Origin of the sequence: Hymenobacter sp. B81 (assembly GCF_044628455.1) — a bacterium.
Lineage (GTDB): Bacteria > Bacteroidota > Bacteroidia > Cytophagales > Hymenobacteraceae > Solirubrum.
The window spans coordinates 13,119-38,305 of sequence record NZ_JBIYZW010000003.1; the positions used below are offsets into that span (position 1 = coordinate 13,119).

The following is a 25,187-nucleotide window of genomic DNA, read 5'->3' on the forward strand; positions in this document are numbered from 1 at the left end:
GCTAGACCAGCAGCAGGCCTTTTTCGCGCAGCAGCAGCCACGGGGGCGAAATCAGCAGGGCCTCGAACGAAAGGCCGGTTTCGGCGGCGGGGAACGTGCGGGCGGCGTCCTTCAGCAGCAGCTTGGTGTCGTAGTCGGCCGCGAGGGTGGTGAGCAGCGCGTGCAGCCACTGGCCCAGGGCGGGCGGGGCTTTCAGCTCGAAGTCTTCGGCCTGCTCGTAGAAGGTAAGCACGGCCTGCTCGGTGGCGCGGCCTTTCCGCTGCTTGATTTCCAGGCGCAGCTCGGGGGCGTTGCCCAGCCAGAACAAACGCAGGTTTTGCCGGGCCGCGTCGGGTTTGCCGGGCTCCTGCAGGGCCGAGGCGATGAGCTGGCGCGGCACCGTGGGGCGGGGCACTTTGAAGTCAAACCAGAACTGCAGCGGCTCGTCAAGGGCCACGGCGTGCATGTAGTTGTAGAGGGCCTTGGCCAGGCCGGGGCCGAACTGCTCGTGGTCGGCTCCGGTGGGGTCGTCGTGCCAGAGGTCGTTCCAGGCAAAGTTGCCGGGGTCGGGGCCGATTTGGCGGACCTGGTATTTGGCCGGGTTCTGGCCCACGGGCGAGTGGGCCGTCATGGCGAAGCGGTGCCAGTAGCCGCTCTGCACAATGCCGGCCTGAAACAGCTGGCGCACCACTTCCAGCGAATCGATGGTTTCCTGGGCGGTTTCGGTGGGGAAGCCGTACATCAAATAGGCGTGCACCATGATGCCGGCCTGGGTAAAGCCCTCGGTTACGCGGGCCACCTGGGCAATGGTGACGCCCTTTTCCATGAGGGTGAGCAGGCGGTCGGAGGCCACCTCCAGCCCGCCCGACACGGCAATGCAGCCCGCGGCGGCCAGCAGGCGGCAGAGGTCGGGCGTGAAGGTTTTCTCGAAGCGGATGTTGCCCCACCAGGTAATGCTCACGCGCCGCTTGAGCAGCTCGATGGCCAAATCGCGCAACGCCAGGGGCGGGGCGGCCTCGTCCACGAAGTGAAAGCCGGTTTGGCCGGTCTGGCGCACAATCTGCTCGATGCGGTCGACCAGCAGGGTGCTGGGGGCGGTTTCGTAGCGGCGGATGTAGTCCAGGGTCACGTCGCAGAACGAGCAGCGCTTCCAGTAGCAGCCGTGGGCCACGGTGAGCTTGTTCCAGCGCCCGTCGCTCCAGAGCCGGTGCATGGGGTTGAGCACCTCAATCACCGAGAGGTACTCGCTCAGCGGCAGCCCGTCGTAGTCGGGCGTGCCCACCTCGGCGTGCGGAATGTCGGCCGCGGTGGCTTCGTTGCGGTACTCGACCTGGCCGGTAGCCGGGTTGCGCAGAAAGGTGCGCTGAAAAGTAGTTATCAGGGGTGAGTTGTCAGTTGCCAGTTGTCGGTTGGTAGTTGCCGGGGCAGACGGGGCGAAAGCCGTGTCCTGATTGTCTGGGGCCGGGTGGCCATCAGCCGAAAACAGAGAACTGGCAACTGGCAACTCACCCCTGGCAACTGACTCCTGACAACTATCAACGGGCAACTCACAACTGAACATCTCCAGCAGCTTCAGCCAGGGACCTTCGCCGTCGTCGAGAGTGAGGTAGTCGATGTAGTCGAAAAAGCGGGGCTCCCGAATCTGGCGCAGCTCGGTGTTGGGGTAGCCGCCCCCCATCAGCGTGCGGATGGTGGGATTCTGCTGCTTGGCGTACTGGGCCAGGCGCAGGGCGCCGTAGAGGTTGCCGGGGAAGGGCACCGTAAAGCCGATGACTTCGGGCTGCTCGCGCCCGAGCACCTCGGCAAAGGCTTCCAGCATGATTTCGTCGACCAGGTTGGGAGCGGCTTGCAGGGCCTGGTGCAGCTCGTCGAAGGAGGTGGCGGTGAGGCCCAGGTGCTCGGCGTAGCGCGAAAAGCCGAACTGCGGCCCCACGGTTTCCTTGATCAAATCGGCCAGGTCTTCGAGGTAGAGCGTGGCCAGGTGGCGGGCCTGGTCGGTGAGGCCCATGGTGCCGAAGGCAGCTTCCAGGTCGGCCACCTGGTCGAAGCGCGAAGCCTCGGGCAGAAAACGGCTGTGGCAGATGCGCGCAGCCAGGGTGAGGTCCTTGTTCTGCAGAAAGCGCATCACCGGCCCGATGGTAGCCAGGTAGCTGCGCTGCAGCCGCCGCATGCGCCGGGCGTTGTCGCTGAGCGCGAAGTTGCCGGCCTCAATGGCCGCGAATACCCGGCGCAGCCCCGCCTCGGAAAACAGCCGGCCCACCAGCTCGATGCCCAGATCGGCCTGCGCTACCGCGTAGCCGCGCCCCCGCAGAAAGCCGGTGAGGTAGGCCGTGGCCGGGTAGGGGGTATTGAGCTGCGTGAGCGGCGGAGTAACGAGCAGGATGCGGGGCGAAGTCGACAACACGGGGCAGCAACAGCAGGAAAGACGCTTAGGTGCCCGCAAAGGTAGACCACGGATTCGGGGCGGGTGCTTGGCCGATTCCTCGGACTAGGTAGAAGGCGCCCGGGCGCCCTTGGTAGTAAGCGGAAACCGCCTGGTAGAAGCCGCCGCGCTGTTGAATGAACTACTGGGCGCGCGAAACGGACTACTAGGCTTGCAGAGCCGACTACTAGCCGTGCGAAATGGACTACTAGTCAGGTTAGGCGAACTACTAAGCGTGCAGAACCTTCTACTAGGCAGACGGAATGGACAACTAGTCAGCTAAAACAAACTACTAGGCGACCAAGACTGACTACTATGTAGCAAAACCGACTACTAGGCATGTAGAATGGACTACTAGACATGCCGGGCGGGCTGCTATGCACTAAATGCGCGCGACCGGGCCAGCGCTGCCCTCTGCTGCATTGCCCGGCTGCTTTTCGTTTGCCTACTTCCTGCAAGGGCTGCAGCTCACCTACCGCGTGTTCGAGAGCCAGCTAGACTTTGATTGTGGGGGCCACGGCCAGCCCGGCTTTCCGGTGCAGCTGCGCCGCAACGTTTTCCACGGCTTCGTCAACTTCTTTGACTGTTGGTTTGAATCAGCCGTGCAGGTAGAGGGCAACGACTTTCGGCAGGGAACCAACCTGCTCGGGACCATCGATCCGCCCGCGTGCGGGGTGCGGTTCGACGTGGCGCCGGTGGTCCTCGACAACAAAGGGAATTTGCACCGAACCGACGAAGGGGAGTAATACCCGTACCCTGTTAAAAGGCCGGGTTTATACCAGCCCGTCAAGCGGGGTGCGGTCGGGGTGGGTTTTGTACTCAGTCACGGTCTGGCCCGTTACCTGGCGAAACTGGTTGGAGAGGTGCTGCGAGCTGCTGTAGCGCAGCTCCTCAGCAATGTCGGTCAGGCTGAGCTGCCCGTAGCTGAGCAGCTCCTTCACCCGCTCGATCTTGAGGCGAATGAGGTATTTCTCGAGCGTGAGGCCCACGGTGCGCGAAAACAGCTTGCTCAGGTGGGCGTAGCTGGTACCGAAGCGCTCGGCCAGATAGGCCGAGGTAGTGAGCGGCACCCGGGCCGTGCGCAGGTGCTCGAGGTAGTCGGCCAGGGCGGTTTTGAGCTGGGCCACCAGCTGCTCGTCGCGGCTTTGCAGCAGCTCAAAGCCCTCGGCTTCCAGCAGCGGGGCAATCTGCGCGGGGTCGAGGGGCGTGGGCACTACGGCGTGGCCCAGCGTTACCTCGGTGGGCGGGAAGCCGGCCTCGCTCAGCACCCGCTGCACGGTGCTGATGCAGCGCGGGCAAACCATGTTTTTGATGTGCAGCTCGGTGGTCATGGCGCTTACTTGTTTTCGGTCGGACGCACCGCGTACCGCGTGGGCTTGGGCGTGTTGGTAGCCCGGGGCCGGCGGGCTGGCTGGGGCGTGGGGGCCTCGGCCCAGCTGCGCCCAAACCAGTGCTCGGCGGCCCAGTTTACAAACGGTACCACCAGCAAAAACGTCACCGCCAGCAAGGTAAACCACACGAAGGTGCAGCCCGCCAGGCGCCCAAAAAACCCGTCGCTGAAGCCAAACAGGTAGGCCATCAGCACAAACGACAAGGCGAAGCTGACGGCCAGCAATACGCCGGCCCGGCGCAGCAGGGGGCGGTAGTTGAAGGCCGCGGGGGCCGGGCGACGACGGGAAGCAGCAGGCATGTGGGCAAAGATACCAGCCCCGCCAGTAGCGCGGGCGCCGCACATAACCAAAACGGCGGGCTGGCGTTTGTGCAGGGCAGGGGTAGCATCGTTGGCCGCGGCTGCGTATGTTGCCCCCGTTCCATCTTCCACAACCTCCTCTCTCCGCATGAACACCTCTTCCTCCCTGCTGCGCCCGTTTCGGCTCTGGGGCGCGGCCCTGCTGCTCGCTGCCGCTCTGCCCGCCTGCAACACCGGTACCGAAAGCGGCGCCACCAACGTCGAGCGCGGCCCCGATAAAAACACCGACCCGGGCGCCCGCACGGCCGCCGGCGGCGTCGACAGCGCCCGCGTGCGCCGCGACACCGCTACCAGCCAGCAGGTGCGCCAGTACGAGCAGGCCAGCGAAAGCAAGGACCGCAACAACGACGGCATTGCCGACTAACGCAGTCGGACGGATAAACGCCAACGGCCCCGCCAGCACAGTGCTGGCGGGGCCGTTGGCGTTCCGGCGCGGGTTGCGGGCCTAGTAGAACACGAAGCTGTTGGGGGCAATGGCCACGTTGAACGAGTCGAGGGCGGTGCCGGTGAGCGAGTAGCGCACCACGCGGCCGTCGGAGGTGAAGTTGCCCGCGTCGCCGCCGTAGATGACGTCCTCTTTCGGGTCGATGCCCAGGCCGTAGAAGTCGCGGGCGATGAGCGGCCGCGCCGGCAGGGTGGTGGCGTTCAGGTCGAGGGCGTACACCTGGCTGCCCAGCGAGGCGTACATCTTGTTGCCCTTGCCAATGAGGTTGCCGTTGCCGTAGGTGAAGGGCAGCGGAATGATGGTTTCGGTGAGGCTGGGCTGGGCCGGGTTGAAGCGGAACAGCGTGTGCGTGGCGCCGCCAAACATGCTGCAAAGCGCCCACATGTTGCCGTTGGCATCCAAGGCTAGGTGCTTAGGACCCATCGGGGCGTTGATGATGCCGGTAACCGCTCCGGCAGCGGGGTCAATCACGGAGATGGTGGTGCCGTAGCTGTTGGCTACGTACACCTTGCCGTTGGCTGCCAGAATGTGCTCGGGGTTGATGCCGATGCCGGTGTTGATGGTGCGCTCTACCGAGTTGGTGGCCAGGTTGATGACCGATACCCGGCCGGTGGTGTAGTTGGGCCAGGTGCCCTGCCACTCGGTTACGTAGCCCTTGCCGTTGAGCACGGCCATAAAGCGCGGCTGCGAGAGGTTCTTGATTTCGGCCACCTGCTTGAAGTCGGGCACGTTCACCACCTGAATGGTGCCGTCGCCGTTGACCACCACGTAGGCCTGCTCGCCCACCACCGTCATCGACTGCACGAACTTGCCCAGCTCCCGCGCATTCACCGACTTGAAGATGTCGCGCTGCACCGAGCGCGAGGCTTTGTCGAACAAGCTCACGGCACCTTTGGTGGTGCCCTCGTTCACCACCAGCACCGATTGGCCGGCTACTACCAGGGGCTGAGGTTTGGGTTTTTCGTCGTCGTTGCCGCAGCCGGTCAGCACGGCCAGCAGCGACAAGCCCAGCGCGGCGCGGCGCAGCAACGGGGAGGTACGGGTAAAAAGCATGGGTTGGAAAAGAAGTGAAAAGTGAGAAATCAGCTTATAGCCAGGCCACGCGCAAACTCAGCACGCCCGAGCGGGGCGGCATGGCGCGGTAGGCGTAGTTCTGGTAGGTAGTGTTGGTGAGGTTAAAGCCCTGCGCCAGCACCGTGAGTTGGAAGCGGCCCAGCGCAAAGCGGTGCCCCAGGCTGCCCTGCGCCAGGAAGTAGGCCGGTAGCTCGTCGTTGGCCGAGGCTGTGAGGTAGCGCGCCCCCGTGTAGCTGCCCCCGACCGACAGCAGCCAGCGCCGCCAGCTGTGGTCGGTGTTAAGCGAGACTGTGTGCCGGGGCACGTAGGGCAGCTGCAAGCCCACCGGGTCGGGGTCGGCGGCGTGGCCCCGGGTTTTCTGGGCGTGGGTGAAAGCGTAGCCCGCCGCGGCTTTCAGCTGGTAGCGGCCCTGCTGCCAGCCCAGCTGCCCGGTGGCTTCGAGGCCTTGGGTGCGCACCTGGCGCAGGTTGCGCGGCACCCAGCCGCCGCCGTTGGGCGAAGGCGCCCACTGCACCCAGTTGTCGACCAGCAGGCGGTAGCCGGTCAGCTCGGTTTGCAGCTGCCAAGGGCCGCGCCGGTACTCGTAGCGCAGGCCGCCGTCGTAGCCCAGGCCGTTTTCGGGTTGCAGGTCGAGGTTGGGCCGGCCGCCGCGGCTCCAGTACCGCTCGTTCAGGGTGGGGGCGCGGTAGCTGCGGGCGGCGCTGGCCTTCAGCCACAGCTGCTGCTGGGCGCTGGCCCACAGCTGCCACTCGGCGCCGGCGGTAGGGCACAGCGGCGCGGCGCGGCCAGGCAGCACGGGCTGGCGGGCGTTGAGCGTCAGGCGCAGGCGGGGGCTGGGGTCGTAGCGCAGCAGGGCAAAGCCGGCGTAGCGGGCTTCGCGCACCGGCCGGGGCGTGAGCAGGGTGTCGTAGCCATCGACGCGGGCTACGAACTGCTGGGCCTCGACGCCCAGACGAAGGCTCAGGTTGGCCTGCCACTGCAGGGTGTGCTCGGCCTGGGCCTGGCGCACCGAGCTGCGCGAGTGGCTGGTGCTGAGCTGGTCGTTGCGGTAGTCAATCAGGTCGCCGAACCAGGCGGCGCGCACCAGGGTTTCGCCGCGGTGGCCGCGGTGGCGGTAACCCAGCACCACCCGTCCGCTTTGGTCGCGCTCCTGGGCGTGGTCGTTGGTCGAGCCCATCAGCGGCTGAATCTGGCGGTTGGCATCGGTAAACCACGCCGCCGCCGTTACCTCGCCGCGTTGGCCCACCTGCACGCTCACGTCCTGCTGAAACGAGCTTTGCTGCTGGGCCGCGTTTTCCTGGCGCTGGCGCACCCAGCCGCTGAACTCGCGCACCGAGTAGGGAAAGTCGTTGCGGGCGCGGCGGGTCAGAAAGCTGGTGCGCACGCTCACCCGCCCGTCGCGCTGGCTGCCGCTCAGGCTGAAGGCCTGGCTGCCGAAGCTGCCGGCCTCGGCCAGAGCGCGGAGCTGGGTGCCCGCCGGCACCGCCGACTGGCCCAACACCACCGCCCCGCCCACCGCGCCGCTGCCGTAGAGCGCCGCGGCCGGGCCATGCTGTACGTCGACCCGCGCCAGGCCGGCGGCGGGCAGCAAAGCCAGATCGGCCTCGCCCAGGGTGGCAAAGTTCAGCGAGAAGCCGTGCCAGAGCACGGTGCTGTGCCGGGCCGAGGTACCGCGGATGGAAAGCGAAGCCAGCTGCCCCGGGCCGTAGGTTTTCAGGTACAGCGGGGTGCGGGCCGAAAGGGCCTCGGCCACCGTGCCGCCCTGGTAGGCGGCCAGCACCGTCGAGTCGAGGGAAGTGAAGTGGCTGCCGGCGGCGTAGCGGGCCGGGCGGGCGGCCTGCACCTGCACCGTGGGCAGCACGTGGCGCGCCGTATCGCGCACTGACTGCGCCTGGGCTGCAGCCGCGGACAGCAGGCCCGGGGCCGCGAAAATGAGCAGATACAACCGCCGCAGCGGGAAAAAGGGTAACGCGTAATGCATCCGAACCAGATTTTTCGGGGGCCGAAAAATTCGGTTCAGAACCTTGCGGCCGCCGGGCAGGCTGGCCTCAAAGCCGAGTCAGAATCAGGTAAAGCAAGCCGGCCCGCCAAGCGAATCGGCTCAATGATTCATTCTCCGCCCGTCCTCCGCAGGCGCCGAACACTGATGTCGGCATAGGCAGGTCTCCTGGCTTGCTTCGCGGCGGGCGGCCTTCCCATCCCTCGCGCGGCGCAGCGGCAGCGGTCGGCAGGACAGTGGCGGGGCGGGCCCGACGGGGGTAGAGTGAAGCTTACAGTTGCGGGGACAGCGGCCGATTCGCACGGCCTTCCCTTTTCAGCCGCGCCCCCCAATCGGGGTCTGGCCACCTATACTGGGGGCAAAGATAGCCACGGATTTTTCGGATGCGCGCAATTCCCAGGTTTCAACCCTACTGAGAAAGCCCCCGCTGAGTGGCCCGGACGCCACACGGAAATCGACGTACACGGCAGCCATGAAGCTGGATCAAGCCTTTTACCGCCGCCCCGACGTGGTAGCCCTGGCCCGCGAACTGCTGGGCAAGTACCTGTTCACTTGCATCGACGGCGTGCTCACCGGCGGGCGCATCGTCGAAACCGAAGCCTACGCACATGTCAACGACCAAGCCTGCCACTCGCACCTGGGCCGGTTTACCAAGCGTACCCGGGTGATGTACGAGGCCGGCGGCGTGGCCTACGTGTATTTGATTTACGGCCGCTACGCCCTGTTCAACGTCATCACCAACGAAGCCGGCAAAGCCGACGCGGTGCTTATCCGCGGGCTGGAGCCCACCGAAGGCCTGGTCGAAATGCAACTGCGTCGCGGGCTGAGCCAGGTGTCGCCCAAGCTGACGGCCGGCCCCGGCCTGCTCACCCAGGCCCTGGGCATCGGCACCGCACACTACGGCACCGACCTCACCGGCAAGCTGATCTGGCTGGAAGACCGCGGCGAAACCGTGCCCGACGAGCAGGTGCGCGTCAGTCCCCGCGTGGGAATTGATTATGCCGGCACCGATGCGGCCCTGCCCTGGCGCTTCCGCATCAAGGACAGCCCCTGGACCAGCCCGGCGAAGTAGGGAGCGAATGAGGCTGCAACGACAATCACCCATCCGCTCATTCACTGCTCCGTCACGGAGCCAGCCGTTCGCAGACCAGCACCATGAGGCGGCCGCGCAGGTCGGTAGTGGCCAGTAGGTAGAGAGTGCCGCCCTCGCGGATGCCGGTTTTGTAGCGGAAGTCGGCCACCGAGTCGGGAAAGTTGCGGGTGATGACGTGGGCGCGCTGTTCGGGGCCCAGGTGCGCCAGCAGTTCCTTCTTGTCGTAGCGGCAGGCGGCTAGGCAGCGGAACACGCGGCCGGGAAAGTCGGCGCGCAGCGTGTCGGAGGTGTAGAGGTGGCTGTGCTGGTGCAGCTTCAGCAGGTTGTAGCTGATGCCGATGCTCTTGAAGCCGCCGGCCTTGAGCACAGCCACGTTGGGTTCGTAGAGGTACTGCTGCGGCTCGGCGTAGCGCGACACAGCCCGGGTTTCGCGGGTTTTGTTGAGGCGGAAGGCCTGCTCGCGCCCGTCGCGCAGCAGGTTCACCGTCAGCCGCTCGGGGTCGACGGCCGGCTCGGGCCCCAGCTTATAAAGGACTTCCTTGCACTCGTTGTCGACGGCTACCACCCACAGCCGGCGCACGTGGCCCAGCTCCTGCACGGCCTGCTCGATGTCGAGCATGGGCGAGGTTTTGAGCAGCACCCGGCGGGCTTTGCGCAGTAGCAGCGGCAGCAAACCCAGAATGTCGGGTTCACAGTCGCTGAGGCGGAAGATTTTCTTGTCGGCCTTGTCGCGGCGGGCGGGGTCGAGGTAAATGTAGTCGAAGTGCCCGTCGGGCTGGCTGCGCAGCCACTGGGCCGCGTCGGCGGCGTGGCAGTGCACGTTGCGCAAGCCCAGCACGCCCAGGTTGTGCTCGACCACGGCCGCCAGCTGGGCACTGCGCTCCACGTAGTGCACTTCCTCAAAAGAGCCGGCGAAGTGGGCCGCGTCCACGCCGAAGCCGCCGGTAAGGTCGGCCAGGCGGGTGCCGCCGATGAGGGCGGCCTTAAAGGCGGCGGTGCGGGCCGACGAGGCCTGCTCGACCGACAGCGCGGGCGGAAACACCAGCTCGGCGTTGTCGGCCCAGGCGGGCAGCTTGGCCTTGGCCTTCTGGCGGGCCTGAATCTGGCGTACCAACTCGGGCACGGGCAGATTGGGATAACGGCGGGCCTGCAGGGCCAGCGTAGCAGGGTCGTCGTGCAGGTGCTCGGCTACGTATTGCCGGGCCGCCGCCGACAGCGAAACGTCCATCACAAGCAAAAAAACGCGAAACGTCGCGAAGGTAAGAAGCCCGGGTTAGCGCAGCGTCCAGCCCACCAGCAGCTGCGGCCGGCCCGTGGGGGCCGTTACGCCCAGCAGGTTGGGCATGGCGCGTTCCAGTCCCATACGGCGGGCGGCCGGTAAGGTGGCGTTGTGGGCTTCCACCGAGCGAATCAGGTGCTGGTTGGTGCGGCGCGTAATGAGGGCGTTGGCCAGCAGGCTGCCCACGGCCACGCCGATGGCCACTTTCTGCGTGGGGTTGAAGTACTGCTGCCGGTCGCCCGACAACACCTGCTGGGCGTAAACGCCGCCGGCCGTCAGAAACACCAGCCGCTCGCCCAGGTACAACCACTTCTGCCGGCGGTAGCGGTTCAGGCTGGCCACGGCTTCGGCATCGTCGGCCACGTGCGGGCGCAGCTTCTGGCCAAAGAAGCCGGCGCTGCGGTACTCGGGTTCGTTGCCGAGGGCAAACCAGAAGTTCTTCTGGACGCCGTTGTCGCCGCGCTCGGTGTCTTCGGGGCTGAGCCGGACCACCGGGTGGGGATTAAGCGCCGGCTGCTGGGCCAGCGCCGGCGCGCCCAAACCCAAACTCAGCAGAAACGACAAGGCAAGACGACGCCCGCGCGGCGCGGCGGACAGGGTGGAAACGGTCATTCGACAAAGATAACGGACAAGAACTCAGGTGAAACAGGGCGCTGCGGCTTCGGGGCAACCAACAAAAGCCAAGCGCGTTACGTTCTCTGCCCGTTGCAAATGCGGCATTCACCTTACTTCCCTTCGCTCATGAACCACTTCCTGAACCGCTTTGGCCGCCTGTTCTTGTTGGCCGCCCTGCCCGCGGCGGTACTCACGGCCTGCGGCGACGACGACCCCGAACCCACCACGCCGGCGCCCGACCAGGGCCGGGTGCTGGCCGTGCACGCCGCGGCCAACGCCAACGTGCCGGTGAAATTCCTCATCGACGACGCCGACAAGGGCCAGATCAGCTACGGCCAGAATACCAGCTACCAGGCCCTGAACACTGGCAGCCGCACCCTGAAAGTGAACGTGGCCAGCGACAACCGCAACGCCATTACCCAGGCCCTAGCGGTGGAGAAAGACAAGAGCTACTCGCTGTTTGCCTACCCCGGCAGTACCGCCCAGCAGGTACTGCCGCTGCTGGTGAGCGACGACCTGACGGCCCCGGCTGCGGGCAAGGCCAAAGTGCGCCTGGTACACCTGGGGCAGGGTGTAGCCAGTCCGGTAAGCCTGACTCAGCGCCAGGCCGTGGGCTCCACCGACCTGATCGGCAACGTGGCGTTTGCGTCGGCCTCGAACTTCCTGGAAATCAACACCGGCACCTACAACCTCGACATTGCCGCCGGTACCCCCAGCCTCACCATCCTGTCGGTGGGTGACGGAACCGGTACGGGCAACGGCAGCAAGAACTACGAGGCGGGCAAGATCTACACCATTCTGGTGCGGGGCATCGTGGGCAGCTTCGACACGGCCCTGCAGCCCAAGGCCGTTATCATCCAGCACAACTAGCCCGCTTGGGGTAGCCACGGCAAGCGGCTCGACGCCGTTTCAGCCCGGGCCGGTAGGTCCGGGCTTTTTTTGGCCGTGTTTGCGCTCAACAAATTGGTTACCTTTGCAGTTGAATTGTGAAAATTCCGACTACAATGGTGGAAACGACCTACGTACCCTACAAGGTAAAAGACATTTCGCTGGCCGAGTGGGGCCGCAAGGAAATCCAACTGGCTGAAGCTGAGATGCCGGGCCTGATGGCCCTGCGCGCCCAGTACGGCGCCAGCAAGCCGCTGCAGGGCGCCCGCATTGCCGGCTGCCTGCACATGACGATTCAAACCGCGGTGCTCATCGAGACGCTCATCGAGCTGGGCGCCGACGTCACCTGGTCGTCGTGCAACATCTTCTCGACCCAGGACCACGCCGCTGCGGCCATTGCCGCCGCCGGCATCCCCGTTTACGCCTGGAAGGGCATGAACGAGGAAGAGTTTAACTGGTGCATCGAGCAGACGCTGTACTTCGGCGAGGAGCGTCAGCCGCTGAACATGATTCTCGACGACGGCGGCGACCTGACCAACATGGTCCTGAACCAGTTCCCGGAGCTGGCCGCCGGCATCAAGGGCATTTCGGAGGAAACCACCACCGGCGTGCTGCGCCTGCTCGACCGCGTGAAGGCCGGCACCCTGCCCATGCCCGCGTTCAACATCAACGACTCGGTTACCAAGTCGAAGTTCGACAACAAGTACGGCTGCAAAGAGTCGTGCGTGGACGCCATCCGCCGGGCCACCGACGTGATGATGGCCGGTAAGGTGGCCGTGGTGGCCGGCTACGGCGACGTAGGAAAAGGCACCGCGGCCTCGCTGCGCGGCGCCGGCGCCCGCGTTATCGTCACCGAAATCGACCCGATTTGCGCCCTGCAGGCCGCCATGGACGGCTACGAGGTGAAGAAGATGGCCGACGCCGTGAAGCGCGCCGACATCGTGGTTACCGCTACCGGCAACTGCGACATCATCACCGAGCAGCACTTCCGCAGCATGAAGGACAAAACCATCGTCTGCAACATCGGTCACTTCGACGATGAAATCGACATGGCTTGGCTGAACAAGAACTACGGCAGCACCAAGAACACCATCAAGCCGCAGGTTGACCTGTACACCATCGACGGCAAGGACGTCATCGTGCTGGCCGAAGGCCGCCTGGTGAACCTGGGTTGCGCCACCGGCCACCCCTCGTTCGTGATGTCCAACTCGTTCACGAACCAGACGCTGGCCCAGCTGGAGCTGTGGCAGAACGCCGACCAGTACGAGAACAAGGTGTACACCCTGCCCAAGCACCTCGACGAGATGGTGGCCCGCCTGCACCTCGAGAAAATCGGCGTGGAGCTGGACGAGCTGAACGAGAAGCAAGCCGGCTACATCGGCGTTTCGCCCGAAGGCCCGTTCAAGTCGGACCTGTACCGCTACTAGGCCGCTTTAAGTGCCAACAAAAGCCCCGCCGGACGAATCTGGCGGGGCTTTTTGTTGGGCCTCATTCAGCTACCGTGTACCAGGGAATACCCAGGCGTCCGGGTCTCAACAGCATGGTAGCCGTGGCGCCAATGGAACTCTGGGCATAGTAGTTCTTGGTAACCGCCACGTCCTCCGGCTGCCGAAACGGCCCCCAGGGGCTGACCTTCAGGTAATAGGTAGTGGTATTGCCCGAGCTCGTGTGCTTGTCGAGCACCTTCACCGGGTACGCGGCGGCTGGGGCCTCGTCGAAGGTGGAATTGTAGGTGCTGACTGCCCCGAAGCTGTAGGCAAAGGCGCACAAAGCAATGGCAAAAGCCTGACTAAGCCGGGAGCCTGGCCGCTGCAGAAACGAGCGGGTGCCCAGGGCCAGCAGGGCAGCGAAGAAAACCGTGGCAGCCCCGACCCAGCGCCAGAGCGGGCCGTAGCTGACCAGCTCTGTATCCAGCAGAGCGCGAAGGGCCAGCAGCAGGCTGGGCAAGAGCAGGGCAATGCCAATAGAGGGGTAGGCGCTGCCTTTTTTCTCGTCGATGTTCAGCAGGCCGGGGTGCAGCCACAGCGCCCCCATGGCGGCCAGCGGCACCAGCAACCCGGCCGTTATGGCCCATTGGTAGGGCTGGGGCTGCCACCATAACCACGCCGCCGTGGCCCCGCCGGCAATGGTAAGCACGCGGGCGGTTTGGCGGGCGGCCTCCAGCTGCCGGGCGCGCTGCTCTTCGTTGAATCCCAGGGTAGGGTCACCGAGAATTTCCCGTTCTTCGGCCTGCTGACTTTCAACGTCGAGGTCGGGAAAGCGGTCGGCCAGCCACTGTTGCAGCTGCCCGTACGATTCGGTGGTGTAGCCGAACTTGACCGTGGTTTTGCTAGGTGCCTGCGCCACGACTACCGTAATCTGCTCGTTTATATGAAAACCGGCTACATCCTCGAAGCGGATTTCCTTGCTGCGAAAGGGAAAAATGTTCTGCTCGATGATGCGGTCGGCCGTTACGACCACCCGCCACTTGGCTACTACTACCAGGCTGTAGGCAAAGAAGCCCGCGAAGCCCACCATCAAAGCCGATAGGCCGATGGAAAGCGCAAGGGACGAATCGGCCTTGTTGGACCAGATTGCGAAAGCGCCATACAGAAACAACGCAATCAGCGCCGGGCCAGCTCCGTACAGGAAAATCCGCCAGCCCTTGGCCGTTCCATATTCCCGAACCGCGTCGTCGCGGAGGGTTATAGTCATAATCGAGCGGGAATAAGCGCCAGGGTGAAACAAGCCGGACGAGTCGCCAGCTGGCTCAGCGGCTCCCAACCGCAGATGCGGTTTACCTACGGCATCTTGGTGGCCGTGCCACGGACCGTGCCGCTGCCCCCGCCGTCGGCGAAGCTGTAGGAGTAGCGCAGCCGGGCACCCTGGCCCTGCACCGCGCCGAGGAAGCTGCTCAACGAACGGCAGCTGCTCGACGCAGTAACCACGAAGGACGTCTGACTGACGCTGGCGGGTTGACTAGTCGCGCACTCGTCAAAATTCGCGATGTTGACGGTGGTAGCGCCGGTTTTAGTGACCACAAACGAGCCCTGCAGGTACTGGGTCTGCGGGCCGCCTCCGGTCCAGGCCGTAAACACCATGGTGTCGCGAAACTGATAAAGGCCCGCAACCAGGTCGGCCGGGTAGCGGCAGGAGCCATTGTCGGTAGTAGCCTGGGCATTGTAATTCACCGAAGCAGGGTCGCGGCAGCCGGCTACCGGCGGCGAGGCCGATTCTTTTTGGCAGGCAACAAGGCCCAGCAACGCCAGTGCGGTAAGAAGACGAGCAAGCATGAATAGGAACGAGCTGAAGAATGAATGGGCACCCAAGATAAGCGTTCTGATGCCCGGCTGAAAGCCAGCCCGTATTTTTGCTCAATGCCCGCCGTTCCCCTTTCCGTCGTCCTCATCACCTTCAACGAAGAAGCCAACATCGGCCGCTGCCTGGCCGCGCTGGGCGAGTTGGCCGACGAGGTGGTGGTGGTGGACTCGGGTTCGACGGACCGCACCGTGGCCATTTGCCGGCAGTACGGCGCCCGCGTGGTCGAGCACCCGTTTGCGGGCTACGTCGCGCAGAAGAACTTCGCCACCGCCCAGGCTCGCTACGACCACGTCCTGCAGCTCGACGCCGACGAGGTACTGACGGATGCTTTGCGCCGGGAAATCGAACAGATTAAGGCCCGCTGGCAGCACGCCGGCTACACCCTGCCGCGCCTCACCAACTACTGCGGGCAGTGGGTGCGCCACGGCGGCTGGTACCCCGACCGCAAGCTGCGCCTCTACGACCGGCGCTGCGGGGCCTGGCAGGGTCAGCTGCTGCACGAGCGGTACGAAGTGCAGCCCGGCCAGACCGTCGGCCAGCTCAGGGCCGACCTGCTGCACTACTCGTACCCGACCATCGAAAGCCACGTGCAGCAGCTCAACCGCTTCACTTCCATTGGCGCGCAGGAGCTGGCGGCCCGCGGCAAAAAAGCCAGCTGGCTGCAGCTGCTGCTGAAACCGAGCGGGAAATTTTGGCACCTGTACCTGCTGCGCGGCGGCCTGCTCGACGGCTTTGCGGGGCTGAGCATTGCGGCGCTGTCGGCCTGGGGCGTGTTTCTGAAGTACGCCAAGCTGCGCGTCATTCACCGCTCTGCAACCCGCGCCGGCCAATGAAAACCTTCCTGGTAAGCCGCACCGACGCCATCGGCGACCTGGTACTAACGCTGCCTTTGTGCGGCTGGCTGAAGCAGCAGTTTCCCGGCTGCCGCGTGGTGCTGCTGGGCCGCGACTACACCCGCGCCGTAGCGGCGGCTTGCCCGGCCATCGACGCCTTTCTCAGCGACGACGAGCTGCGGAAACAGTCTGAAGCACAGCAGGTAGCCACGCTCCGGGACCTGCGGGCCGATGTGTGCCTGCACGTTTTCCCGAGCCGCCGCCTCGCCGCGTTGGCGCAACGGGCGGACATTCCCCTGCGCATTGGCACGCGCAGCCGCTGGTTTCACTGGCTGAGCTGCAACCGCCTCGTAGCCCTGAGCCGCCGCCATTCGCCCCTGCACGAGGCCCAGCTGAACCTGCTGCTGCTGCGCCCCCTGGGCCTGAGCAGTGTGCCCACCCTGCCGGAACTGGTACTGCTGGGCGGGCTGGTGCCGACCGAGACGCTGCGCGCGGAAACGGCGGCGCTGCTGCGGCGCGAATGGCCCGGGCAGCTCAACATCATTCTGCACCCCCGCTCCCGCGGCCACGGCCGCGAGTGGGGCCTGGCGCACTTTGGTGACCTGGCCCGGGCCCTACACGCGCGGGGCCACCGCGTGCTGGTAACCGGCACCCAGGCCGAGGGCGACTCCCTGCGCGAGTGGCTCACCGAGCACGCCGCGGTGCTCACCGATATGACCGGTCGCCTCGATTTACCGCAGTTCCTGGCCTTCATTGGCGCGGCTGATGGGCTGGTGGCCTCCGGTACCGGGCCGCTGCACCTGGCGGCGGCGCTGGGCCGCCACGCCCTGGGCCTGTTTCCGCCCATGCGGCCCATTCACCCCGGCCGCTGGGCCCCGCTGGGCCCCCGCGCCGAGTTTCTGGTTATTGACCAACCCAACTGCCAGGAGTGCCGAACCGATGCGGCGGCCTGCCGGTGCATCAAGGCCCTGGAGCCGGCGCTGGTGCTGGCCCGCGTGCTGGCTTGGCAGCCGCTGCCGCCCGCTTACCTTTAGCGCTGGTGTTTTTTCCCCGATAGCGTGAATGCTTTGCCTGAACTGACGCGCCGCTGGTACGCGCAGGGGCGTTGGTCGCAATACCTGCTGCTGCTGGCCTGCCTGGCTGGTATGGGCGGGCTGCTGTTTACGGCCCGGGCTCTGGTGGCCCTGGCCCCGGTAGCGGCCGTGGTGGCGGCCCTGCTCAACCCCCGGCTGCGCGCTGACCTGCCCCACTGGTACCGCAGCCGCGGCGCGTGGCGCTTGCTGCTGCTGTACCTGTTGCTGCCCCTGAGTTGGTGGTACACCCAGGACTGGGCCGAATGGCGGCACGAGCTCTACCGCCAGCTGCCCCTCATCGGTGTGCCCCTGGCTTTCACCCTGGCCGTACCGCTCACGGCCCGGCAGCGCCTGGCAGTGGGGGCAGGGTTTGTGCTGGGCAATGCCGGCCTGGGATTGGCCACGCTGGCCCGCTACCTGCTCGACCCGCAGCGCGCCCACGAGCTGATCAACGTGGGACAGAACGTGGGCTCGGTCACCGGCAACTTCCACATTCACTTTGGGCTGATGCTGGCCCTGGCGAGCTTCTTTGGCTTCTCCCTGGCTCGCGAAGCCCGGCTGGCCCGCAGCCTGCGCTACGGACTGCTGCTGGCCGCGGGCCTGGCGGCGCTGAGTTTGCACGTACTGGCTTACCGCACCGGCTTGCTGGCGTTTTACCTGGGACTGGCTGCCACGGCGCTGTTGCTGCTGCGCCGGCGACCGGGCTGGGCCCTGGGGCTGCTGCTGGGAGCCGGGCTGCTGGCAGGAGCGGCCTACTTCGCGCTCGAACCGATGCGGCAGCGCGTGCGCAGCACGCTATACGACCTAGAGCAGTTCGAGCTGCGGCGCGACATCAATGACTTCTCGCTCTCCAAGCGGCTGGCGGCCTGGCAGACGGCCGGTGTGCTGGTGCAGCGGCAACCCTGGCTGGGCGTGGCCCCGGCCGACGTGCGCCAGGCCATGCTCGACCAGTATGCCTGGCGGGACTTCGGCCTGCGGCCCGAGAACCGGGTGATGATTCACAATCAGTACCTGCACTACCTCGTGGGCGCCGGCGTGCTGGGCCTGGGAATCTGGCTGGCGGTGCTGTCCGGGCCTTTTTTGCAACCCGGGCCGCGCCGAAATCCGTACGTGAGACATTTCCTGCTCATATTCGGCGCGGCGGCGCTGGCCGATTCGCTGTTGCAACTGCAAATCGGTTTCAACCTCTTCGTCTTTCTCTACGGCTTTCTGGTGGTGGCCGCCGAACGACGCGGGGCCGCTGCCGTAACCCAATGAGCAGTTCGTTTCGTTACATTTGCTCGTAAGGCATCCTGCCCTGCATGGCCCGAATCCGCCCTTTTTATGAGTGACACTCCCGAACGGGTACCCAAACTAAGCAAAGAGGAAAAAGACCGCCGCTTCCAGGCCGAGCTGCTGCCCGTGCTGGACTCGCTCTACAACTTTGCTTTCCGCCTGACCCTCGACGAGGACGACGCCAACGACCTGGTGCAGGAAACCTACCTGAAGGCCTACCGCTTTTTCGAGTACTTCGAGCCGGGAACCAACGCCAAAGCCTGGCTGTTTCGCATCCTGAAAAATTCGTTCATCAACGATTTTCGTAAGAAAAGCAAGCAGCCCGCCAAGGTCGACTACAGCGAAATCGAGGGCTACTACAACACCGAGGACGTGGATGCCGAAGGTGACGCAGGCTCGACCTCGCCCGACCTGCGCCAGCAGTCGACCCGCGACCTGATCGGCGACGAAGTGGCCAGCGCGCTGAACTCGCTGCCGGTGGATTTCCGCACCGTCATTATCCTCTGCGACCTGGAAGGTTTCACCTATGAGGAAATGGCCAAGGTGCTCGATATTCCCATCGGCACGGTTCGTTCGCGCCTGCACCGGGCCCGCAACTTTCTGAAAGAGAAGCTCGAGCGATACGCGAAAAAAATGGGCTACGGCAACGATTCCGACGATGACGGTGTTGCCGTGGCAGATGAAGACGACGACGTCTAGGCCTTAAACTCCTCTTTCCTTCCTTTTCTCCCCCAGATTATGGCAGCAAAATCTACTCCCAACCAACTTGGCGCCCCGGCCACTACTGCCCAAGGCGCCGACTGTGAGCGTGTGAATACCATTCTAGACCAAATCATCGTGGGCCAGGAGCCCAGCGTGGAGGACGAGGACTACTTTGTCAGCCATGCCGAAGACTGCTCGCCGTGCTTCGACAGCCTTGACAAGCAGCGCGTCTTCATCGACTTCGTGAACCAGTACGTGGGCCGCAAAGGCGTGCCTTCGGGCCTGTCGTCCAAAATAATGGCGCGGCTGCACACCGAAAAGGTCTAATTTTGCCCCATGCAGGGGAAAATCATTGCCTTTTCGGCGCCCTCGGGCGCCGGTAAAACCACCATTGTCCACCGGCTCATGGATCGTATTCCGGAGCTGAGCTTTTCGATTTCGGCTTGCACCCGCGACCGTCGCGGCCGGGCCGAAGTGAATGGCAAGGACTACTACTTCATTACCGTTCAGGAGTTTCAGGAGAAAATCCGCCACGACGAATTCGTGGAGTGGGAGGAAGTCTACGAAGGCTCCTACTACGGCACCCTGAAATCGGAAATCGAGCGCATCTGGGAAAGCGGCAAGCACGCCATCCTCGACATCGACGTGAAGGGTGGGCTCAGCATCAAAGAGTTTTACAAAGATCGGGCCCTGTGCGTGTTCGTAAAGCCGCCGTCGATGGAAGTGCTCGAGCAACGCCTCAAGGCCCGGGCTACCGACTCGGCTTCGAGCATTTCGGCCCGGCTGTATAAGGCCAACTTCGAGCTGACGTTCGAGGACCGCTTTGATTCGGTTATCGTCAACGACGACCTCGACGTGGCTTCCGATCAGGCTGAGAAACTGGTGCGCGACTTTATTTCGGCCGAGCCGGCCATTGTCTGATGCCCGGCCCGCGGCGCGTGGGCCTGCTGTTCGGCTCGTTCAACCCCATCCATACCGGCCACCTGATTCTGGCCAATCACCTGGCCACCCGCACCGACCTGGACGCGGTGTGGCTGGTGGTGTCGCCCCAGAGTCCCTTTAAGGTGGGCGAGGAGCTGCTGCCCGAGGCCGCACGGCTGGAGCTGGTGGAGCTGGCCATTGCCGGCAACGAGCGGCTGCGGGTGCTGGACGTAGAGTTTACGCTGCCGCGTCCCAGCTACACCATTGCCACCCTCGACGAGCTGCGCCGCCAGCATCCTGCAACCGAGTTCGTGCTTCTGACCGGCGGCGACAATCTGCCCGGACTGCCGCGCTGGCGGGAAGCCGAGCGGCTGCAGCGAGAGCTGGACATTTACGTGTATCCCCGGCCGGGCTACCCGGTAGAAGTACTGCCCGACTGGCCGCGCGTGCGGGTACTCGAAGCGCCGCTGCTCGACCTCTCGGCCACTTTCATCCGCCGCAGCGTCGAGGCCGGCCAATCCATCCGTTACCTCGTGCCTGAGAGCGTGGAGCAGGTAATTCGGGAGCGGGGCTACTGGCGTCGCTGAACCCGGCCCACAGAGCAGGGAGTAAAATACAACCAAAAAGCCCCGCTGGCAGCTGCCAGCGGGGCTTTTTGGTTGGGGTCAGTTCAATCAGATGGTCATGATTTCCGACTCCTTCTTGCTCATCGCCTCGTCAATCTTGACGATGTAGCTGTCGGTGAACTTCTGCACCTTGGCTTCGGCGTCTTTCACGGCGTCTTCCGAGGCGCCTTCCTTCAGCAGCTTGCGCAGCGAGTCGTTCACATCCTTGCGAATGCCGCGAATGCGCACCTTGCCGCTTTCCGACTCGTTTTTCACCTGCTTCACCAGGTCGCGCCGCCGCTCTTCGGTCATCGGCGGCAGGTTCAGGCGAATGGAATCGGCGTCCATGATGGGGTTCAGGCCCAGGTCGCTGTTCTTGATGGCCTTGGAAATTTCGCCCAGGATGTTCTTTTCCCAGGGCTTAATCACCAGGGAGCGGGCATCGGGTGCCCCAACATTGGCCACCTGGCTGATGGGTGTGGGCGTGCCGTAGTAGTCGACGCGCAGCGAATCGAGCATAGCGGGCGAGGCCTTGCCGGCGCGAATGCGGCTGAGCTCGGTGTTGGTGTGCTGCAGCGCCTTGGCCATCGATTCTTCGGCGTCGCTCAGGTACAGCTGAATTTCTTCGTCCACTTCGAAAAAGTTAAATGTTGAAAAGTAAAGCTTAGCTAGCCCCGACGACAAGCGTTGGCGGCCCAATATCAGGGGCAATCCGCAAAGCGCAAGCCCAACCAGACTAGGCCTGCTCGGCCGGCGTGGCCGAGCCGCGCTTCAGGTCCGGCTGCAGGGCGCTGTGGCTGGGATCGAGGCGGTGAGTGTCGTCGCCGTTCATCGTCACCAGGGTACCCACGGTTTCGCCCGCTACCAACCGCTGCAGGTTGCCCTCCTTGTTCATGTCGAACACGATGATGGGCAAGTTATTTTCCTTGCAGAGCGTGAAGGCCGTCATGTCCATCACGTTCAGGTTTTTCTCCATCACCTCGTCGAAGGTAATCTGCGGGTAGCGCGTGGCCGTGGGGTCTTTTTCCGGGTCGGCGGTGTAGATGCCGTCGACGCGGGTTCCCTTCAGCACCACGTCGGCCTCCACCTCAATGGCGCGCAGCGAGGCGGCCGAGTCGGTGGTGAAGTAGGGCGAGCCGATGCCGGCGCCGAAGATGACGACGCGGTTTTTCTCGAGGTGGCGCAGGGCACGGCGCCGGATGTACGGCTCGCACACGCGCTGAATGGTGACGCCCGAGAGCAGGCGGGTGGGCACGCCCAGCTTTTCGAGGGCGCTCTGCAGGGCCATCGAGTTGATGACGGTAGCCAGCATGCCCATGTAGTCGCCCTGCACGCGGTCGAGTCCGAAGGCTTCGGCCTGCACGCCGCGGAAGATGTTGCCGCCGCCGATGACGATGGCCACCTGCACGCCCGTTTGGGCCACGGCGCGGATTTCCTCGGCGTACTGCATCAGGCGCTCAGCATCGATGCCGTACTGCTGCTTGCCCATCAGGGCCTCGCCGCTCAGCTTTAGCAGGATTCGGTTGTATTTCAACGGTCTGGTTTTGAGTGATGACTTGGCAATGCGGCCCGACGGTGCGGGCAGGCGGCTAGGCGAACTGCACCAGCACCTGGCCCTTGTTCACGTTGTCGCGCAACGCCACCTTTACGGCGCTGACCGTGCCGTCGCCGGGCGACTTGATGATGTTTTCCATTTTCATGGCCTCGAGCACCAGCAGCGCGTCGCCTTTCTGCACCGTTTGGCCGGGCACCACCCGAATGTCCACGATCAGGCCGGGCATAGGCGCCTTCACCTCGTTGATCTTGTGGCTGGCGGCTTGGCTCATGCCCAGCTTGTCGAGCAGCAGGTCGAAACGGTCCTTGGCCTGCACCTCGAAGCGGCGGCCGGCGAGCTTCAGCTGCACGGTTTTGGCGGCGCCATCCACGCCGACCACTTCCACGGGGTAGGAGCGGTTCTGCCACAGCAGGTGGTAGCGGCCGTTGCCCAGTTCCACCAGGTCCCAGCCGAAGGGCTGGCCGTTAACGGTAATCTGGTCGGGGCGGTAGTCGACGTCCCAAACGGAATCGGGGCCGGTGCGGACCTGGAGCATGCGGGCAGGAAATAGGGGTGAGGCGAGGGCGGAAAAGGGCTTAAAGATAGGCGTAATCTGAAATTATTCCCGAACTTCAAGCCCAGATTACCCCAATTCTACCCCAATGAGATACGCGGCCCTTGGCGCCTTCTTTTTGGCCATTGCCTTGCCCTTTAGCTCACTAGGGCAATCTTCCAAGCCGGCTCCTAAAAAAAGCAGTGCCCGCAAGGCACCCGCAGCTCAGGCGGCGCCGGCCGCGCAGATTTCGTCGCAATCGGCTTTGGTGGTGCCCAACTGGCTGCCACCCGTCAACCCCGTGCAGCCCGCGGCCACCATCCTGCACAACGTACTCGACACCAAGCTCGACGTGCGCTTCGACTGGGCCAAGCAGTGGCTGCTGGGTACGGCCACCCTCACCGTGCGGCCGCACTTCTACCCCCAAACCCAGCTGGTGCTCGATGCCAAGGGCTTCGATGTGAAAAGCGTGAAGCTGCTGGCGGGCGCCAAGGAGAAAAACCTCAACTACCAGTACGATAAGCGGCGCCTGACCATCACCCTGGACAAGGCCTACACCCGCACCGAGCCTTACCAGGTGCGCATTCAGTACGTGGCCAAGCCCAACGAGCTGGCCGTGGGCGGCAGCGCGGCCATTACGGCCGACAAGGGGCTGTACTTTATCAACCCGCTGGGGACCGATAAGAACAAGCCTCGTCAGATCTGGACCCAGGGCGAGACCGAAGCCAGCTCGTGCTGGTTTCCGACCATCGACCGGCCCAACCAGCGCATGACCCAGGAAATCAGCCTGACGGTGGAGCAGCAGTTCAAGACGCTGTCCAACGGCCTGCTGGTGGCTTCGAAGCGCAACGCCGACGGCACCCGCACCGACACCTGGAAGCTGAGCCAGCCCCACGCGCCCTACCTGGCCATGCTGGCCGTGGGCGACTACGCCGTCATCAACGACACCTGGCGCGGCAAGCCCGTGGACTACTACGTGGAGCCCAAGTACGCCGCTTCGGCCAAGGCCATCTTCGGCAACACCCCGCAGATGATGGACTTCTTCTCCAAGAAGCTGGGCGTGGATTACCCCTGGGAAAAATACGCCCAGGTGGCAGTGCGCGACTACGTGTCGGGGGCTATGGAAAACACCACGGCCACCGTGCACGGTGAGAACGTGCAGCTTACCAAGCGCGAGCTGCTCGACGAAAACCGCGACGACGTCATTGCCCACGAGCTGTTTCACCAGTGGTTCGGCGACTACGTAACCACCGAGTCGTGGGCCAACCTGCCGCTTAACGAGTCGTTTGCCGACTACTCCGAATACCTCTGGGCCGAGTACAAGTACGGCCGCGAGGAAGCCGAGCTGCAAAACCAGAAGAAGCTGGAGTACTACTTTGAGGAAGCCCAGAGCAAACGCGAGCCGCTGATTCGCTACCGCTACGCCAGCCAGGAAGACATGTTTGACCGCCACTCCTACGAGAAGGGCGGCCGCGTGCTGCACATGCTGCGCCACTACGTGGGCGACGACGCGTTTTTCACCACCCTCAACCGCTACCTGACCCAGAACAAGCACTCGGCGGTGGAAATCGACGAGCTGCGCATGGCCTTCGAGGACGTGACCGGAGAAGACCTGATGTGGTTTTTCGATCAGTGGTTTCTGCAGCGCGGACACCCGGAGCTGGCCGTGTCGCACAGCTACGCCGATGGCAAAGTGAGTTTGCGGGTGGTGCAGAAGCAGGATACCACCTACCAGCCGGTGTACCGCCTGCCCGTGACGGTGACCACCTGGAACAACAACCAGCCCACCGACCACCGCATTGTGGTGACGCGGGCCGATCAGACGTTTCAGCTGCCGGTAAACCAGCGACCCAGCCTGGTACACTTCGATTCGGACAAGATGCTGCTGGCCAACCTGGAGGAAAGCAAGACCCAGGACGAGCTGCTTTACCAGTACCACCACGCCCGTAACTTCCTCTCGAAGCTTCAGGCCATCCAGGAGCTGCGCCCCAAAGTAGGCGACCTGGCCGTGAGCGGCATGCTGCGCAATGGCCTCAATGACAAGTTCTGGGGCACCCGCCACGCCGCTGTGGAAGCCCTGCGCCGCTACAAAGGTCCGGAGGGCGGAGCCATCCGCAAGGATCTGCAGCGCGTAGCCGCCACCGACAAGAACAGCAAAGTGCGCAGCGCGGCCGTGCTGGCCCTGGCCACTTTCCCGAACGAGGACTTCAGCGAGGTCTACGCCAAGGCGCTGACCGATAGCTCCTACTTGGTAATGGGCGCCGCCGTCAGCGCCCTCACCAAGGCCCCGACAGCAAACACGCGCGAGGCCATTCATGCGCTGCAGAACGAAACCAACCCGGCGCTGGTCACTGCGCTTTCGGGCTACTACGCCCTCAACGGCAACGCCGATCAGTACCCCTGGTACCTGCGGCGCCTCGACGACAGCAACCCCGTGGAGCTGTATCAGGTGGCGCAGGACTTTGGCACCTTTATGCTGCGCATGCCCGCCGTGGAGCGCGATAAGGGAGTGAAAAAGCTCGAGACGATGGCCCGCACCCATCCGGAGTATTACGTGCGCTTAGGGGCCTTTCACGGCCTGCGGACTTTGTCAGGCAACATGCCGGCGCTGAAAACCACGCTGGCGGATATTCGCACCAAGGAAAAAGATGAGCGGTTGGTGGGTATCTATAACCTGCTGCAATAAAGGTCGATGCCGCTTTTTTTAGCCCCGGCCGGCCGGGCAAAGCAAAAAAATAAATGCAGGTTTTTGCTTCATGGCTTGACTTGCATCAGAAAGCACCTAATTTTGCGTCTCCATTCAGCAACGGGGCAAACAAAACCCCGCTAATTGAACGGGAAAAGGCT

General features: G+C 64.3%; 25 protein-coding genes and 1 riboswitch. Of the genes, 13 read left to right on the forward strand and 12 right to left on the reverse strand.

Annotation, left to right across the window (positions count from 1 at the left end):
• Position 1: 1 nt before the first annotated feature.
• The gene (locus tag ACE191_RS16920) at positions 2-2,383 is read right to left on the reverse strand and encodes a B12-binding domain-containing radical SAM protein (protein WP_400193433.1); all 2,382 of its coding nucleotides are present in this window, start codon (positions 2,381-2,383) and stop codon (positions 2-4) included.
• A 440-nt stretch (positions 2,384-2,823) separates the two neighbouring features.
• Here ACE191_RS16920 and ACE191_RS16925 point away from each other — a divergent pair, with 440 nt between their 5' ends.
• On the forward strand, positions 2,824-3,147 hold the full coding sequence (locus tag ACE191_RS16925; RefSeq protein WP_400193434.1) for a hypothetical protein: 324 nt from the start codon (positions 2,824-2,826) through the stop codon (positions 3,145-3,147).
• 27 nt (positions 3,148-3,174) lie between these two features.
• Here the strand turns inward: ACE191_RS16925 and ACE191_RS16930 are convergent, their stop codons facing one another.
• Together ACE191_RS16930 and ACE191_RS16935 are read right to left on the reverse strand one after the other, a co-directional pair.
• Complete coding sequence (locus tag ACE191_RS16930) at positions 3,175-3,732, reverse strand: helix-turn-helix domain-containing protein (RefSeq protein ID WP_400193435.1); 558 nt, start codon at positions 3,730-3,732, stop codon at positions 3,175-3,177.
• Positions 3,733-3,737: 5 nt separating this feature from the next.
• On the reverse strand, positions 3,738-4,091 hold the full coding sequence (locus ACE191_RS16935) for a hypothetical protein (protein ID WP_400193436.1): 354 nt from the start codon (positions 4,089-4,091) through the stop codon (positions 3,738-3,740).
• A 148-nt stretch (positions 4,092-4,239) separates the two neighbouring features.
• Here ACE191_RS16935 and ACE191_RS16940 point away from each other — a divergent pair, with 148 nt between their 5' ends.
• Positions 4,240-4,515 carry a hypothetical protein gene (locus ACE191_RS16940; protein WP_400193437.1) on the forward strand — a complete coding sequence of 92 codons (276 nt, stop codon included), beginning with the start codon at positions 4,240-4,242 and terminating at the stop codon, positions 4,513-4,515.
• Between the two features lie 81 nt (positions 4,516-4,596).
• On the opposite strand, the gene ACE191_RS16945 is transcribed toward ACE191_RS16940, so the two are convergent.
• Positions 4,597-5,649 carry a DUF5074 domain-containing protein gene (locus ACE191_RS16945; protein ID WP_400193438.1) on the reverse strand — a complete coding sequence of 351 codons (1,053 nt, stop codon included), beginning with the start codon at positions 5,647-5,649 and terminating at the stop codon, positions 4,597-4,599.
• 34 nt (positions 5,650-5,683) lie between these two features.
• Positions 5,684-7,615, reverse strand: a complete 1,932-nt coding sequence (locus ACE191_RS16950; RefSeq protein WP_400193439.1) for a TonB-dependent receptor — start codon at positions 7,613-7,615, stop codon at positions 5,684-5,686.
• Positions 7,616-7,809: 194 nt separating this feature from the next.
• Positions 7,810-8,035: riboswitch (cobalamin riboswitch) on the reverse strand.
• Positions 8,036-8,141: 106 nt separating this feature from the next.
• On the opposite strand from ACE191_RS16950, the gene ACE191_RS16955 reads away from it, so the two are divergent.
• Entirely contained in the window at positions 8,142-8,741 is a 600-nt protein-coding gene (locus ACE191_RS16955) for a DNA-3-methyladenine glycosylase (protein ID WP_400193440.1), read from the forward strand.
• A gap of 52 nt (positions 8,742-8,793) precedes the next feature.
• Here the strand turns inward: ACE191_RS16955 and ACE191_RS16960 are convergent, their stop codons facing one another.
• Together ACE191_RS16960 and ACE191_RS16965 are read right to left on the reverse strand one after the other, a co-directional pair.
• Positions 8,794-9,990 carry a hypothetical protein gene (locus ACE191_RS16960; RefSeq protein ID WP_400193441.1) on the reverse strand — a complete coding sequence of 399 codons (1,197 nt, stop codon included), beginning with the start codon at positions 9,988-9,990 and terminating at the stop codon, positions 8,794-8,796.
• 45 nt (positions 9,991-10,035) lie between these two features.
• Positions 10,036-10,653, reverse strand: coding sequence for a hypothetical protein (locus tag ACE191_RS16965; RefSeq protein ID WP_400193442.1), 618 nt, complete (start codon positions 10,651-10,653; stop codon positions 10,036-10,038).
• Between the two features lie 129 nt (positions 10,654-10,782).
• On the opposite strand from ACE191_RS16965, the gene ACE191_RS16970 reads away from it, so the two are divergent.
• Together ACE191_RS16970 and ahcY are read left to right on the forward strand one after the other, a co-directional pair.
• Entirely contained in the window at positions 10,783-11,526 is a 744-nt protein-coding gene (locus ACE191_RS16970) for a DUF4397 domain-containing protein (RefSeq protein WP_400193443.1), read from the forward strand.
• Between the two features lie 134 nt (positions 11,527-11,660).
• The gene (gene ahcY / locus ACE191_RS16975) at positions 11,661-12,971 is read left to right on the forward strand and encodes an adenosylhomocysteinase (RefSeq protein WP_400194114.1); all 1,311 of its coding nucleotides are present in this window, start codon (positions 11,661-11,663) and stop codon (positions 12,969-12,971) included.
• Between the two features lie 61 nt (positions 12,972-13,032).
• Here ahcY and ACE191_RS16980 read toward each other — a convergent pair whose 3' ends face one another.
• Positions 13,033-14,238, reverse strand: a complete 1,206-nt coding sequence (locus ACE191_RS16980; RefSeq protein WP_400193444.1) for a hypothetical protein — start codon at positions 14,236-14,238, stop codon at positions 13,033-13,035.
• Between the two features lie 86 nt (positions 14,239-14,324).
• On the reverse strand, positions 14,325-14,816 hold the full coding sequence (locus tag ACE191_RS16985) for a hypothetical protein (protein ID WP_400193445.1): 492 nt from the start codon (positions 14,814-14,816) through the stop codon (positions 14,325-14,327).
• A gap of 84 nt (positions 14,817-14,900) precedes the next feature.
• Between ACE191_RS16985 and ACE191_RS16990 the strand changes: the two genes are divergently transcribed.
• The 7 genes from ACE191_RS16990 (at position 14,901) to nadD (ending at position 20,235) form a co-directional block, all read left to right on the forward strand.
• Positions 14,901-15,677 carry a glycosyltransferase family 2 protein gene (locus ACE191_RS16990; RefSeq protein WP_400193446.1) on the forward strand — a complete coding sequence of 259 codons (777 nt, stop codon included), beginning with the start codon at positions 14,901-14,903 and terminating at the stop codon, positions 15,675-15,677.
• Positions 15,674-16,711 (forward strand): glycosyltransferase family 9 protein, encoded by a 1,038-nt coding sequence (locus tag ACE191_RS16995; RefSeq protein ID WP_400193447.1) that lies wholly within the window; start codon positions 15,674-15,676, stop codon positions 16,709-16,711. The genes ACE191_RS16990 and ACE191_RS16995 overlap by 4 nt, the downstream gene beginning before the upstream one ends.
• A 24-nt stretch (positions 16,712-16,735) precedes the next feature.
• Positions 16,736-18,007: an O-antigen ligase family protein gene (locus ACE191_RS17000; protein WP_400193448.1), complete on the forward strand. Its 1,272-nt coding sequence runs from the start codon at positions 16,736-16,738 to the stop codon at positions 18,005-18,007.
• Positions 18,008-18,073: 66 nt separating this feature from the next.
• Positions 18,074-18,724 (forward strand): sigma-70 family RNA polymerase sigma factor, encoded by a 651-nt coding sequence (locus tag ACE191_RS17005; protein ID WP_400193449.1) that lies wholly within the window; start codon positions 18,074-18,076, stop codon positions 18,722-18,724.
• Positions 18,725-18,763: 39 nt separating this feature from the next.
• Positions 18,764-19,054, forward strand: coding sequence for a hypothetical protein (locus ACE191_RS17010; RefSeq protein WP_400193450.1), 291 nt, complete (start codon positions 18,764-18,766; stop codon positions 19,052-19,054).
• A 9-nt stretch (positions 19,055-19,063) separates the two neighbouring features.
• Positions 19,064-19,648, forward strand: a complete 585-nt coding sequence (gene gmk, locus ACE191_RS17015; RefSeq protein ID WP_400193451.1) for a guanylate kinase — start codon at positions 19,064-19,066, stop codon at positions 19,646-19,648.
• Positions 19,648-20,235 carry a nicotinate (nicotinamide) nucleotide adenylyltransferase gene (gene nadD, locus ACE191_RS17020; RefSeq protein ID WP_400193452.1) on the forward strand — a complete coding sequence of 196 codons (588 nt, stop codon included), beginning with the start codon at positions 19,648-19,650 and terminating at the stop codon, positions 20,233-20,235. Before gmk ends, nadD begins: the two co-directional genes overlap by 1 nt.
• 87 nt (positions 20,236-20,322) lie before the next feature.
• On the opposite strand, the gene frr is transcribed toward nadD, so the two are convergent.
• The 3 genes from frr to ACE191_RS17035 all read right to left on the reverse strand — a co-directional run bounded on the left by frr (position 20,323) and on the right by ACE191_RS17035 (position 22,343).
• Positions 20,323-20,886 (reverse strand): ribosome recycling factor, encoded by a 564-nt coding sequence (frr, locus tag ACE191_RS17025; protein WP_400193453.1) that lies wholly within the window; start codon positions 20,884-20,886, stop codon positions 20,323-20,325.
• Between the two features lie 103 nt (positions 20,887-20,989).
• Positions 20,990-21,787: a UMP kinase gene (gene pyrH, locus ACE191_RS17030; protein ID WP_400193454.1), complete on the reverse strand. Its 798-nt coding sequence runs from the start codon at positions 21,785-21,787 to the stop codon at positions 20,990-20,992.
• Positions 21,788-21,842: 55 nt separating this feature from the next.
• Positions 21,843-22,343, reverse strand: coding sequence for a biotin/lipoyl-containing protein (locus tag ACE191_RS17035; RefSeq protein WP_400193455.1), 501 nt, complete (start codon positions 22,341-22,343; stop codon positions 21,843-21,845).
• A 268-nt stretch (positions 22,344-22,611) separates the two neighbouring features.
• Between ACE191_RS17035 and ACE191_RS17040 the strand changes: the two genes are divergently transcribed.
• Positions 22,612-25,026, forward strand: a complete 2,415-nt coding sequence (locus tag ACE191_RS17040; RefSeq protein WP_400193456.1) for a M1 family aminopeptidase — start codon at positions 22,612-22,614, stop codon at positions 25,024-25,026.
• The last annotated feature ends 161 nt before the right edge of the window (positions 25,027-25,187 follow it).